This is a genomic window from Streptomyces sp. NPDC047886, assembly GCF_043204435.1.
Lineage (GTDB): Bacteria > Actinomycetota > Actinomycetes > Streptomycetales > Streptomycetaceae > Streptomyces.
The window spans coordinates 724,975-738,277 of record NZ_JBIDCF010000001.1 but is presented as its reverse complement, the minus strand read 5'-3'; the positions used below and the strand labels follow the sequence as shown (position 1 = coordinate 738,277).

General features: G+C 72.7%; 9 protein-coding genes. 5 read left to right on the top strand and 4 right to left on the bottom strand.

Going from position 1 to position 13,303, the window contains the following annotated elements:
- Nucleotides 1–51 precede the first annotated feature (51 nt).
- Complete coding sequence (locus ACGF5U_RS03300) at nt 52–768, bottom strand: aquaporin (RefSeq protein WP_392714760.1); 717 nt, start codon at nt 766–768, stop codon at nt 52–54.
- A gap of 179 nt (nt 769–947) precedes the next feature.
- Between ACGF5U_RS03300 and ACGF5U_RS03295 the strand changes: the two genes are divergently transcribed.
- The 4 genes from ACGF5U_RS03295 (at nt 948) to dnaG (ending at nt 6,653) form a co-directional block, all read left to right on the top strand.
- Complete coding sequence (locus tag ACGF5U_RS03295; RefSeq protein ID WP_392714761.1) at nt 948–1,856, top strand: sirohydrochlorin chelatase; 909 nt, start codon at nt 948–950, stop codon at nt 1,854–1,856.
- Between the two features lie 45 nt (nt 1,857–1,901).
- Nucleotides 1,902–3,239 (top strand): deoxyguanosinetriphosphate triphosphohydrolase, encoded by a 1,338-nt coding sequence (locus ACGF5U_RS03290; protein WP_392714763.1) that lies wholly within the window; start codon nt 1,902–1,904, stop codon nt 3,237–3,239.
- 213 nt (nt 3,240–3,452) lie between these two features.
- Nucleotides 3,453–4,721, top strand: coding sequence for an NAD(P)/FAD-dependent oxidoreductase (locus ACGF5U_RS03285; protein WP_392714764.1), 1,269 nt, complete (start codon nt 3,453–3,455; stop codon nt 4,719–4,721).
- Between the two features lie 18 nt (nt 4,722–4,739).
- Nucleotides 4,740–6,653, top strand: coding sequence for a DNA primase (gene dnaG / locus ACGF5U_RS03280; protein ID WP_392714765.1), 1,914 nt, complete (start codon nt 4,740–4,742; stop codon nt 6,651–6,653).
- Between the two features lie 31 nt (nt 6,654–6,684).
- On the opposite strand, the gene ACGF5U_RS03275 is transcribed toward dnaG, so the two are convergent.
- Nucleotides 6,685–7,752, bottom strand: coding sequence for a hypothetical protein (locus ACGF5U_RS03275; RefSeq protein WP_392714766.1), 1,068 nt, complete (start codon nt 7,750–7,752; stop codon nt 6,685–6,687).
- A gap of 294 nt (nt 7,753–8,046) precedes the next feature.
- On the opposite strand from ACGF5U_RS03275, the gene ACGF5U_RS03270 reads away from it, so the two are divergent.
- Entirely contained in the window at nt 8,047–9,231 is a 1,185-nt protein-coding gene (locus ACGF5U_RS03270; protein ID WP_392714982.1) for an RNA polymerase sigma factor, read from the top strand.
- Nucleotides 9,232–9,606: 375 nt separating this feature from the next.
- On the opposite strand, the gene ACGF5U_RS03265 is transcribed toward ACGF5U_RS03270, so the two are convergent.
- Nucleotides 9,607–11,538, bottom strand: a complete 1,932-nt coding sequence (locus ACGF5U_RS03265; RefSeq protein WP_392714768.1) for an ABC transporter ATP-binding protein — start codon at nt 11,536–11,538, stop codon at nt 9,607–9,609.
- Entirely contained in the window at nt 11,538–13,271 is a 1,734-nt protein-coding gene (locus tag ACGF5U_RS03260) for an ABC transporter ATP-binding protein (protein ID WP_392714769.1), read from the bottom strand. Before ACGF5U_RS03260 ends, ACGF5U_RS03265 begins: the two co-directional genes overlap by 1 nt.
- Nucleotides 13,272–13,303: the final 32 nt, after the last annotated feature.

The following is a 13,303-nucleotide window of genomic DNA, read 5'->3' as shown; positions in this document are numbered from 1 at the left end:
TCCTCGTAACGTCGTCTCCGTTCCCTTCGACGCCGTCGGCGGGTGCGCGGTTCAGCGGGACGGCTGTGACGTACGGGACGGGGGCCCGCCGTACAGGAGGGCGGCGAGGCCCGCGCCGACGGCGGCACCGAGGAGCTGGGCGGCGATGAAGCCCGGCAGTGAGACGGGCGCGATCCCGGTGAACGAGTCGGTGAACGACCGGCCGACCGTGGCGGCCGGATTGGCGAACGAGCCCGACGAGGTGAACCAGATCGCGGCGGCGATGTAGGCGGCGACCGCGAGCGGCGTCAGCCCGGCCCGTCCGGCGCGTTCCAGGCCGACGATCAGCAGGACCAGCCCGGCGGTGGCGACCGTCTCGCCGAGCAGCAGATGGCCGTCCGACCTGACCTGCGTGGACCACCCGCCGGCGGTCCGGCCGAACATCGCCTCGGCGAGCAGTGCCCCGGCCACCGCCCCGGCGAGCTGGGCGCCGATGTAGCAGGCGACGTCGCGCGCGGGGGTCCGGCCGCCGGCGCGGCGCCTGGCCCACCACGCGCACAGCGTGACGACCGGGTTGATGTGGCCGCCCGAGACCGGCCCGAGCAGGGCGATCAGCAGTCCGAGGCCGATCGCGGACGCCAGCGAGTTCGCCAGTAGCCGGACGCCGACGTCGTCGCTGAGCCCGGCGGCCTGGATGCCGGAGCCGACGACCACGGCGACCAGGGCCGCCGTGCCGACGAACTCGGCGACGACCCTGCGCGGCAGCGGCCCTTCCACAGCCGGAGCCATGGCCCTCCCCACATGATCCACCCGATGACGATGCTGCAACGGAAAATATATTCCGTGTTTCGGAAAGTTGGTACCGGGTAGGAGCGCGCACTTTGGCGTGAACCGTTCCGTGAGCCGCCGGAAAACACCCGTCACCCTCATGCAACGGCCCGGCAACCTGCGCCCGGCAGGATCGCTCCATGACGGAGCCGTACCCGAAACGCCCGAGCGAGCCCCCCGCCGTGGACGGCGGCTTCCCCACGACCGCCCAGCTGCTCACCCGCATCACCGCACAGCTCGGCACCCAGCTCGACCACCTCCACCTCGACGGAACGCGCAGGCCGCCCATGACCGCACCCGACCGGCCCACCCTCGTCGCCGTCGCCCACGGCAGCCGGGACCCCCGGGCCGTGCCCGCCGTGACCGCGCTGCTCGACCGGGTGCGCGAGCTGCGCCCCGGCCTGCCCGTCCGGCTCGGCCACATAGAACTGAACGCGCCCCTCCTCACCGACACCCTCGACGCCCTGCCCGACGGCGGCGACGCCATCGCCGTACCCCTCCTCTTCGGGCGCGGCTACCACGTCAAGCACGACCTGCCCGCCGCGGCCGCCGCCGCCGCGCCCCGGCTGCGCGTCCGCGTCGCCGACCCGCTCGGCCCGCACCCGCTGCTGGTCGAAGCGCTCCACGACCGGCTCGCCGAGGCCGGCTGGCGCCCCGGCCACGCCGCGCGCCCCGGCACCGGCGTCGTCCTCGCCGCCGCCGGCTCCCGCGACCCCGACTCCGCCGCCGGCACCCGCCGGCTGGCCGCCCTGCTCTCCGCACGGCTCGGCGGGGTCCCCGTCGTCGCCGCCTACGCGTCCGCCGCCACGCCCACCGTCCCCGAAGCCGTCCGCGCGCTCGCCGCCCGGGGCCGCCACCGGGTCGCCGTCGCCTCCTGCTTCACCGCGCCCGGCCTGTTCGCCACCCGCGCCGCGGCCGCCGCGCCCTGGATCGCCGCCGCCCCCATCGGCCCCCACCCGGCCCTCGCCCGGCTCGTCCTGCACCGCTACGACCGGGCCGTCGCCGCCCTCGCCGGCACCGGCCGGGCACGGGAGTTCGCCCCCGTCTGACGCACCCCGTGCTTCACCGCGGTCGCCTGCGGTTACCTTCAGTGCATGAACGGCATGGAAGGTACGCATTCCGCCTACGACGAGACGGCGACCGAACGGTGGGCCGGCGAGCCCGACAAACGGCCGGGCCGCACCGCCTTCCAGCGGGACCGCGCCCGGGTCCTGCACTCGGCCGCGCTGCGCCGCCTGGCCGGCAAGACCCAGGTCGTCACGCCCGGCACCATCCCCCACGCCCCCGAGTCCGGTCGAGCGGGGGCGACCTCCGTCCCCGCGTGGGACGCCAGCCCCCGCACCCGGCTCACCCACTCCCTGGAGTGCGCCCAGGTCGGCCGCGAACTGGGCGCCGCACTCGGCTGCGACCCCGACCTCGTCGAAGCCGCCTGCCTCTCCCACGACATGGGCCACCCGCCGTTCGGCCACAACGGCGAACAGGCACTCAACGAGTTCGCCAAGGACTGCGGCGGCTTCGAGGGCAACGCCCAGTCGCTGCGCCTGCTCACCCGGATCGAACCCAAGCGGTTCGTCCAGGACCCCGGGACCGGCGAACTCGTCAGCGTCGGCCTCAACCTCACCCGCGCCGCCCTCGACGCCGCCACCAAGTACCCCTGGCCGCGCGGCGCCCACCCCACCGACCCGCACTCGCCCAAGTTCGGCGTGTACGAGGACGACCTGCCCGTCTTCGAGTGGGCCCGCCAGGGCGCACCCGCGCACCGCAAGTGCTTCGAGGCGCAGGTCATGGACTGGTCCGACGACGTGGCGTACTCGGTGCACGACTTCGAGGACGGCCTGCACGCCGGCCACCTCGACCCCAACGTGCTCCTCGCCGAACCCGAACGCGCCGAGGTCTTCGCCGTCGCCATCGGCCGGTACGTCCCCCACGACACCGACCCGCAGGAGCTCGCCGACGCCCTCGACCGGCTCATCGACCAGGACTGGTGGCCGCACGGCTACGACGGAACGGCCCTCGCCCAGGCCAGGTTGAAGGACGCCACCAGCCAGCTCATCGGCCGGTTCTGCCTCGCCGCCGAGGGCGCGACCCGCCAGGCGTACGGATCGGGCCGCCTCACCCGGTACGGCGCCGAACTCGTCGTACCCCGCGAGACCCGCAACGAGTGCGCGGTGCTCAAGGCCGTCGCCGACCGCTACGTCATACAGCGCGCCGAGCAGGAGGCCCTCCGCGCCGACCAGCGCGTCGTCATCGCCGAACTCGCCGAGGCCATGATGAACCAGGCCCCCTACGGCCTCGACCCGCAGTTCCGCGCCCTGTTCGACACGGCACCCGACGACCGCGCCCGGCAGCGTGTCGTCGTCGACCAGATCGCCTCCTTCACCGACGCGTCCGCCCGCACCCTGCACGCCCGGCTCACCGGCCGGTGCGGCTGAGCAGCCGACCACCCACCGTGGGCGCGGGTTCACCGGCGTCCGCCGTCCGGCCGCCCACCCCGCCCCGCCCGCACCGGACCGCGCCCGGCCGTCCCTCTTCCGCGACCACGCTCCGTGCGGGACCCTCCCTCAATGGCGCCGCGACCGGGAGCGCGGCGGCGCGGCGTAGCGTGGACATGGACGTACTGTGTCTTTCCGGGTAGGAGGCAACAAGTGGTCGACGCAGATCAGACCTTCGTCATCGTCGGCGGGGGACTGGCCGGGGCAAAGGCGGCGGAGACGCTCCGCTCCGAGGGGTTCAACGGCCGTGTGATCCTCATCGGTGACGAACGCGACCACCCCTACGAACGCCCGCCGCTGTCCAAGGGCTACCTGTCCGGCAAGGAGGAACGCGACAGCGTCTTCGTGCACGAACCCGCCTGGTACGCCCAGGCCGACATCGAGCTCCACCTCGGGCAGCCCGTCACCTCCGTCGACCGCGAGAGCCGGACGGTACACCTCGGCGACGGCACCACCATCCGCTACGACAAGCTGCTCCTCGCGACCGGTGCCGAACCGCGCCGCCTCGACGTCCCCGGCACCGACCTGGCCGGAGTGCACCATCTGCGCAGGCTCGCCCACGCCGACCGGCTCCAGGGCGTCCTCGCGGCCCTCGGCCGCGACAACGGCCACCTGGTCATCGCCGGAGCCGGCTGGATCGGCCTGGAGGTCGCCGCCGCCGCCCGCGGATACGGCGCCGAGGTCACCGTCGTGGAGCCCGAGCCCACCCCGCTCCACCAGGTGCTCGGCCCCGAGCTCGGCCAGCTCTTCACCGACCTGCACACCGAGCACGGCGTCCGCTTCCGGTTCGGCACCCGCCTCACCGAGATCGTCGGCCAGGACGGCATGGTCCTCGCCGCCCGCACCGACGACGGCGACGAGCACCCCGCGCACGCCGTGCTCGCCGCGGTCGGCGCCGCCCCGCGCACCACGCTCGCCGAGACCGCGGGACTCGCCCTCGTCGACCGCGCCCACGGCGGCGGTGTCGCCGTCGACGCCTCCCTGCGCACCTCCGACCCCGACATCTACGCGGCCGGTGACGTGGCCGCCGCCCACCACCCGCTCCTCGGCGTCCGGCTGCGCGTCGAGCACTGGGCCAACGCCCTCAACGGCGGGCCCGCCGCCGCCCGCGCCATGCTCGGCCGGGACGTCTCGTACGACCGGATCCCGTACTTCTTCTCCGACCAGTACGACCTGGGCATGGAGTACTCCGGCTGGGCGCCGCCCGGCACGTACGACCAGGTCGTGCTGCGCGGCGACGCGGGCAAGCGGCAGTTCATCGCCTTCTGGCTGAAGGAGCGGCGCGTGCTCGCCGGGATGAACGTCAATGTGTGGGACGTCACAGGCCCGATCCAGGACCTCATCCGCTCCGGCGCCCCCGTGGACACCGACGCCCTGGCGGACCCGTCGACCCCGCTCACCGAGGTCCTGCCGCGCGGCTGACCGCCGTAGACTCGCTGCGTGGCAGGCAGGATCAACGATGACGACGTGAAGGCGGTACGGGACGCTGTCCCGATCGATGCCGTCGTGTCCGAGTACCTCCAGCTGCGCAACGCCGGCGGCGGCAACCTCAAGGGCCTGTGCCCCTTCCACGACGAGAAGTCCCCCTCCTTCCAGGTCAGCCCCAGCAAGGGCCTCTTCCACTGCTTCGGCTGCCAGGAAGGCGGGGACACCATCGCCTTCGTGATGAAGATCGACCACCTCTCCTTCTCGGAGACGGTCGAACGCCTCGCCGCCAAGGCGGGCATCACCCTGCGGTACGAGGAGGGCGGCTACAACCCGTCCCACCAGCGCGGCGAGCGGATCCGGCTGATCGAGGCCCACCAGGCGGCCGCCCTGTTCTACGTCGACCAGCTCGACAGCGCCGAGGCCGAGATCGGCCGGAAGTTCCTCGCCGAGCGCGGCTTCGACCAGGGCGCCGCCCAGCACTTCGGCGTCGGCTACGCCCCGGCGGGCTGGGACCACCTCACCCGCTTCCTGCGCGGCAAGGGCTTCTCCGACAGGGAGCTCATCGTCTCCGGCCTCTCCCAGGACGGCCGCCGCGGCCCCATCGACCGCTTCCGAGGCCGGCTGATGTGGCCCATCCGCGATGTCGGCGGCGACGTCGTCGGCTTCGGCGCGCGCAAGCTCCGCGACGACGACAACGGGCCCAAGTACCTGAACACGCCCGAGACCCCCGTCTACAAGAAGTCGCAGGTGCTGTACGGCATCGACCTGGCCAAGAAGGACATCGCCAAGTCCAGCCGGGCCGTCGTCGTCGAGGGCTACACCGACGTGATGGCCTGCCACCTCGCCGGGGTCACCACCGCCATCGCCACCTGTGGCACCGCCTTCGGCGGCGATCACATCAAGATCCTGCGCCGGCTGCTGATGGACAACGGCTCCGCCCGGGTGATCTTCACCTTCGACGGTGACGCCGCCGGCCAGAAAGCCGCGCTCCGCGCCTTCGAGGACGACCAGAAGTTCGCCGCCGAGACGTACATCGCCATCGCCCCGGACGGCATGGACCCCTGCGAGCTGCGCCTCGCCAAGGGCGACGAGGCCGTGCGGGAGCTGGTCGAGCCCCGCACCCCGCTGTTCGAGTTCGCCCTGCGACAGATCGTGCGGCGCTACGACCTGGAGACCCCGGCCGGACGCGCCGCCGCGCTGGACGAGGCGGCGCCGGTCGTCGCCCGCATCAAGAACGTCGCGTCACAGCACGAGGTGGCCGTCGAACTCGCGGGCATGCTCGGCATCCTCGACACGCAGTTCGTCGTCCGGCGCGTCGCCCAGGTCGCCCGCTGGGCCAAGGAGCGCGGCGGCCGGGGCCCGGCACCGGCACGGCCGGGCGGCCCGGCGTACCACGAGCAGCAGCACCAGCGGTCGCAGGCCACGGCCCCGTCCGGTCCGGCGCTCAACCTGCGCAGCCCGGCGCACCGCACGGAACGGGAGCTGCTGAAGCTGGCGCTGCAGTACCCCGCCCTGGTGTCACCGGCGTTCGACGCGTACGGCGCCGACGAGTTCACGGCCCCGCCGTACGCCGCCGTGCGCCAGACCATCGCCCAGGCGGGCGGCGCCGAGCAGGGTGTCCGGGACGCCGCCGACTATCTGGCCCGCGTCCGGGAAGCCGCACCCGACGACACGGTGCGTGCCCTGATCACCGAACTCGCCGTCGAGGCCGTCCACGCCCGCACGGTCGACGAGGCGTACGCGGGCGACCAGCTCGTCCAGGTCAGACTGCGCGCCGTCGACCGCCGCGTCCGCGACGTCCAGGGGTCCCTGGCACGCCTCGGCGCACACGGCGACCCCGAGCACCTCGCGGCCGTCCAGAACGAGCTGTGGGTGCTCCAGCAGTACGGCCAGTCGCTCCGCAACCACGGGGCCGCCGCGCTGTGACGTGCCACGGGGCCGCCGCGCTGTGACGCGGTCACGCCCGGGGGGCGGGTCGCGGCTCGGCTTCCGGTTCGCGCCCCGGCCCGGCGAGGTCCCGCGCCCTGCGGCGCACCAGCACCGCCCCGCTCAGCACGGCGCAGATCGCCGCGGTGGTCAGCGCCACGCCGACGGGCCCGGTCAGGGCGGGACCCGAACGGCTCACCAGCCCGTCGAGCGCGCCGGCCCCGGCCAGCAGCTGCAGCGCGACGACGCCGACGCCCGTGGCGGCGGCGGCCGTCCAGACACGCACACTGTCCCGTACGGCCAGCCAGACGCCCATGACGCAGCACAGCGCCGTGACCGCCAGGGCCAGCACGTCGACATAGCCGCCGGCCCTGTAGCCGCCGAGGCCCCCGGGCAGATGCACGAACCCGCAGATCAGCAGGGTGAGGGCGACGGGCAGGCGCAGGGGGGAGCGCAGCGGCGCGGTCGTGCCGGCGCCGCCACCGGACGATCCGCCGTCCGGTTCCAGGACGGGCGCCGGGCCGCGAGCGGCCTTCGCACCGCCGGAGCCGGAGCCGGAGCCGGAGCCGGTACCGGTACCGGTTCCCGAACCCGCGCCGGTGCCCGCCCCGGGGGGCGTCACGGGGCTGGTGTCGGGCCCGGCGCTGGGCCAGCTCTGCGCGCCGTCGGCGCCGAGGATGTCCACGAGTTGGGCGACGTCCTCGATCGGCCGTCCCACGGCGGCCGCCCGCAGTGCGGTGTCGGCCTCCTCCAGCTTGTGACCCGACTCGGTCAGCAGGGTGACGAGCTGCCGTACCTCTTCCAGCGGCCGGGCCACGGCCGCCGCGCGCAGTGCCTCGTCCCCCGGGTTGTGGACGGCCTTGGTCTGCTTGAGCAGGGTGACGAGCGCGGCCACCTCCTCCAGCGGTCGGTGCGTGGCCGCGGTCCAGAGCAAGGTGCGTATCGTCTGCTCGTTCAGGTCGGAGGGGTCGGAGGGAAGGGCATCGGCCACGGGCCCCGGCTCGGCCGTGCGGGGGGCGAGGGTCGCGGTGTCCTCCGCCGGCCCCGGCGCGTTGTGGAGGTCGATGCCGGGGGAGCTGGTCTGGTCGTCCGTTGTCATGGCACGGCTCCGTTCGCCGAAGGGGGATCGGCACACACGGTGTCGGTCGTCGTGCGTCGGCGCGACGCACCTGTGTCCTCATCTAATCGGCGGACCGCCGGAGCGGCCATTCGGATTGGGCGAAACGGGGACTGCGCGTCACGTGCCGGACGCAAAAAGTGGCCGCACGCCCCTCGTGGCGGTGATGTGTCGTACCCCACACTGGGGGGCGGTGTCCGAGCCCGGGACGGAGTACATCGGTCGCGTGCGCCGCCGTCCCGCTGCCGCCATGCCCCCGTAACCGGCAGCGATCACCTGGAGGTCGCCCCCGTGCAGACCCAGACCGTGAGTGACGTCGTCCCCGTGCAGGGCCTGCCCCCGCGCCACCCGGAGGCCCTGCCCGACCCGGCCGTCCTGGACGCCCTGTCCGAGCCGCCGGACACACCCGAGGCCCCGGAGTCCCTGGAGGCCCCGTTGTCGCTCGAGCTCCCGGAGCCCCCGGAGGTGCCTGACGTCCCTGAGGCGCCCGAGGCCCAGGAGTCGCCCGAGCCGTCCGTGCCGCGCGCCGGGCGTGCGGACACCGGGGCCGGCCCCTCGTCGGACCTGTTCCGCCAGTACCTGCGGGAGATCGGCCGGATACCGCTGCTCACCGCCGCCGAGGAGGTCGAACTGGCCCGCCGGGTGGAGGCCGGCCTGTTCGCCGAGGAGAAACTCGCCCGCACCCCCGACCTCGACACCCAGCTCGCCGTCGACCTCGACAGGCTCGTCGTCATGGGCCGGATGGCCAAGCGCCGTCTCATCGAGGCGAACCTGCGGCTCGTGGTCTCGGTCGCCAAGCGGTACGTCGGCCGGGGCCTGACCATGCTGGACCTGGTCCAGGAGGGCAATCTCGGCCTGATCCGGGCCGTGGAGAAGTTCGACTACGCGCGCGGCTACAAGTTCTCGACGTACGCCACCTGGTGGATCCGCCAGGCGATGTCCCGGGCCCTCGCCGACCAGGCCCGGACCATCCGCGTCCCCGTGCACGTCGTCGAGCTGATCAACCGGGTCGTACGGGTCCAGCGCCGGATGCTCCAGGAACGCGGCCAGGAACCGACGGCCGAGGAGGTCGCGGCCCAGCTGGAGCTGCCGCCCGAGCGGGTCGGCGAGGTGCTGCGCCTGGCGCAGGAGCCGGTGTCCCTGCACGCCCCGGTCGGTGAGGAGGACGATGTCGCGCTCGGCGACCTCATCGAGGACGGCGACGCCGCGTCGCCCGTCGAGTCGGCCGCGTTCCTGCTGCTGCGCGAGCACCTGGACGCGGTCCTGTCCACGCTCGGCGAGCGCGAACGCAAGGTGGTCCAGCTCCGTTACGGCCTGGACGACGGCAGGCCCCGCACCCTGGAGGAGATCGGACGTCTCTTCGGCGTGACGCGCGAACGCATCCGCCAGATCGAGTCCAAGACCCTCGGCAAGCTGCGGGACCATGCCTTCGCGGACCAGCTCCGCGGCTACCTGGACTGATCGCCGCCGCGCCGCCTGCCGTAGGCGGCACCGAGCGCGACACCGATGCCCGTGCCCAGCGCGACGCCCGCGGCCAGGTCGCCGAGCAGCGGGCCGGTCGAGGCGCCCGGCGTCAGTCCGAGCGACAGGCCGAGCGCGATGCCCCGGCCGCCCCGTCCCGCCGCGCCCCGCCCGGCGGTCGTCCCGCCGTCCCCCGCGTCCCCCGCGTCCCCCGTGCTCCCGCGTCCCCCGTGCTCCCGCTGTTCCCCGTGTTCCCGAGTCGCCCGTACCGGCCGGGCACCCCGCGTCGTCCGTGTTCCCGCTGTTCCGCCTGTTCGCCGTGTTCCCCGTGTTCCCCCTGTTCCCCGTCATGTCTTCCCCTCGTCTCCCCGTGGGTCAGTCGACCTCGGCGACGGCCTGCGCGAACTGCGCCGCGTACAGGCGCGCGTAGGCGCCCTCGGCCGCCAACAGCTCGTCGTGCGTGCCCTGTTCGACGATCGAACCGTCCTCCATCACCAGGATCACATCGGCGTCGCGGATCGTGGACAGCCGGTGCGCGATGACGAAGCTCGTCCGACCGTGGGCCAGCCGCGCCATCGCCTTCTGGATCAGGACCTCGGTCCTCGTGTCGACCGAGCTGGTCGCCTCGTCCAGGACCAGGATCACCGGGTCCGAGAGGAACGCCCGCGCGATGGTGATGAGCTGCTTCTCACCGGCGCTGACGCCCGCGCCCTCGTCGTCGATGACGGTGTCGTAGCCGTCGGGCAGCGTACGGATGAACCGGTCGGCGTGCGCCGCCCGTGCCGCCTCCTCGATCTCCGCCCGCGTCACCTCGCGCGTCGCGGCCGCGCCGTACGCGATGTTGTCGGCGATCGTGCCGCCGAACAGCCAGGTGTCCTGGAGGACCATGCCGATCGAGGACCGCAGCTCCTCGCGGGACATCCGGGCCACATCGACTCCGTCCAGCAGGATCCGACCGCCCGTCACCTCGTAGAACCGCATCAGCAGATTCACGAGCGTCGTCTTGCCGGCGCCCGTCGGGCCGACGATGGCGACCGTCTGGCCGGGCTCCACCGCCAGTGACAGGCCCTCGATGAGCGGCTTCTCCGGCTCGTAGCGGAAGGACACCTTCTCCAGCGAGACGGCGCCCCGCACCCGCTCCGGCCGCTCCAGGGCGGGGGAGCCCGGCTGTTCGTCGGCGTCCAGCAGTTCGAAGATCCGCTCGGCGGACGCGACACCGGACTGCACCAGGTTCGCCATCGACGCCACCTGCGTCAGCGGCATCGAGAACTGCCGCGAGTACTGGATGAACGCCTGGACGTCACCGATCGACAGCGTGCCGGACGCGACCCGCAGTCCACCGACGACCGCCACCAGCACATAGTTCAGGTTGGAGACGAAGAACATCAGCGGCTGCATGATCCCGCTGTTGAACTGCGCCTTGAAACCGGCCTCGTACAGCGCCTCGTTCTGCTCGTGGAAGTCCCGTGCCGACTCCTCCTGCCGGCCGAAGACCTTCACCAGGGCGTGCCCCGAGTACATCTCCTCGACATGCGCGTTGAGTCTGCCCGTCGCACGCCACTGCCGCACGAACTGCGGCTGCGACCGCTTGCCGACCCGGGTCGCGACGACCACCGACAGCGGTACCGTCACCAGCGCGACCAGCGCCAGCAGCGGCGAGATCCAGAACATCATCACGAGCACACCGATGATGGTCAGCGCCGAGTTGATCAGCTGCCCCATCGTCTGCTGCATGGTCTGCCCGATGTTGTCGATGTCGTTCGTCGCCCGGCTCAGCACCTCTCCGCGCTTGGCCCGGTCGAAGTACGACAGCGGCAGCCGCTCCAGTTTCGCCTGGATGTCCTCCCGCATCCGGTACACGGTCCGGTTGATCACCCGGATCGACAACCGCGTCGACACCAGCATCAGCAGCCCCGCCGCCACGTACACCGCGAGCACCAGCAGCAGGACGTCGCCGACGGCACCGAAGTCGATGCCGTGCCCCGGCGTGAAGTCGACCCCGGACAGCATGTCCGCGAGCCCGTCGTCGCCCTTGGCGCGCAGCGCGTCGACGGCCTGCTCCTTCGACGTGCCCTCCGGCATGCCGCGGCCGACGACACCCGCGAACACGAGGTCCGTCGCCCAGCCGAGGATCATCGGCCCGACGACGGACAGGGCGACGCTCAGCACACCGGCCGCGAGCATCACCCACAGCGTCGCCTTCTCCGGCGCGAGCTGCCGCAGCAGCCGCTTGCCCGAGCCCTTGAAGTCCATCGACCGTTCGTCGGGGCCGCCACCGGCCATCATCCGTCCACCAGGACCGGCCATCAGGCAGCCTCCGCCTCGGTCAGCTGGGAGAGCACGATCTCCCGGTACGTCTCGTTGCCCGCCATGAGTTCGTGGTGGCGCCCGGTCCCCACGACCCGTCCCTCGTCCAGGACCACGATCCGGTCGGCGTCGCGGATGGTCGACACCCGCTGGGCGACGATCACCACGGTCGCCGCGGCCGTCTCACGGGCCAGCGCCGCGCGCAGCATGGCGTCGGTCGTGTAGTCCAGCGCGGAGAACGAGTCGTCGAAGAGGTAGATCTCCGGCTGCCGCACCAGCGTCCGGGCGATCGCCAGCCGCTGCCGCTGACCGCCGGACACGTTGGTGCCGCCCTGCGCGATCGGCGCGTCCAGCCCGCCGTCCAGCTCCCGTACGAACTCGGCGGCCTGGGCCACCTCCAGGGCGTGCCACAGCTCCTCGTCGGTCGCGTCGGGCCGCCCGTACCGCAGGTTCGTGGCGACCGTCCCGGAGAACAGGTACGGCTTCTGCGGGACGAGGCCGACCGTCCGCGCCATCAGGTCGGGGTCCAGCTCCCGTACGTCCACGCCGTCGACCAGCACCTGTCCGCCCGTCGCGTCGAACAGCCGTGGCACGAGGCCGAGCAGCGTCGACTTGCCGCTGCCCGTCGAGCCGATGACCGCCGTGGTCTCGCCCGGCCGGGCCACCAGGTCGACGCCGCGCAGCACCGGCTCCTCGGCGCCCGGGTAGCGGAAGTCCGCGCCGCGGATCTCCAGATGGCCGTGACGGGTCAGTTCCCGCACCGGCGCCGCGGGCGGCAGCACGCTCGTCTCGGTACGCAGCACCTCTTCGATGCGCTCGGCGCACACCTCGGCGCGCGGCACCATCATGAACATGAACGTGGCCATCATCACGGCCATCACGATCTGCATCAGATACGCCAGGAACGCCGTCAGCGCCCCGATCTGCATGGCGCCGCTGTCGATCCGGTGCGCGCCGAACCAGACGACGGCGACGCTGGACACGTTCACGACGGTCATCACCGTCGGGAACATCAGCGCCATCAGCCGGCCGGTCGCCATCGACACATCGGTCAGTTCCGTGTTGGCGCCCTTGAAGCGCTCCCGCTCGTAGCCGTCCCGGACGAACGCCCGGATGACCCGGTTTCCGGTGATCTGCTCGCGCAGCACCCGGTTCACCGTGTCCAGCCGCTCCTGCATCGTGCGGAACAGCGGCCGCATCCGCTTCACGATCAGCGAGACGGAGATCCCGAGCACCGGCACGACGGCCAGCAGCACCGCCGACAGCGGTACGTCCAGACCGAGCGCCATGACGATCCCGCCGACGCACATGATCGGCGCCGACACCATCAGCGTGAACGCCATCAGCACCAGCATCTGGACCTGCTGGACGTCATTGGTGGTCCGCGTGATCAGGGACGGCGCCCCGAACTGGCCGACCTCACGCGCCGAGAACGACTGCACCCGCGCGAAGACGGCCGCCCGGACGTCCCGCCCGAGCGCCGCCGCGGTCCGCGCGCCGTAGTAGACGGCGCCGATGTTGCCCGCGACCTGCACCACGGACACGGCGATCATCAGAGCGCCGAACCGCAGGATGTAACCGGTGTCACCGGTGACGACACCGTTGTCAATGATGTCCGCGTTCAGCGTGGGCAGATAAAGGGTGGCGCAGGTCTGCAGGAGTTGGAGCGCCACCAGCAAGGCTATGGGCCGTTTGTACGGCCCCAGATAATTCCGTAGAAGTTGTCTGAGCACGGTCTCCACTATCGCCCGCGCCCGCCGGACGT

Excerpts from the sequence above, each read along its gene's own strand:
- ACGF5U_RS03300 (WP_392714760.1), bottom strand. The coding sequence starts at position 768 with ATGGCTCCGGCTGTGGAAGGGCCGCTGCCGCGCAGGGTCGTCGCCGAG.
- ACGF5U_RS03295 (WP_392714761.1), top strand. The coding sequence starts at position 948 with ATGACGGAGCCGTACCCGAAACGCCCGAGCGAGCCCCCCGCCGTGGAC.
- ACGF5U_RS03290 (WP_392714763.1), top strand. The coding sequence starts at position 1,902 with ATGAACGGCATGGAAGGTACGCATTCCGCCTACGACGAGACGGCGACC.
- ACGF5U_RS03275 (WP_392714766.1), bottom strand. The coding sequence starts at position 7,752 with ATGACAACGGACGACCAGACCAGCTCCCCCGGCATCGACCTCCACAAC.
- ACGF5U_RS03265 (WP_392714768.1), bottom strand. The coding sequence starts at position 11,538 with ATGGCCGGTCCTGGTGGACGGATGATGGCCGGTGGCGGCCCCGACGAA.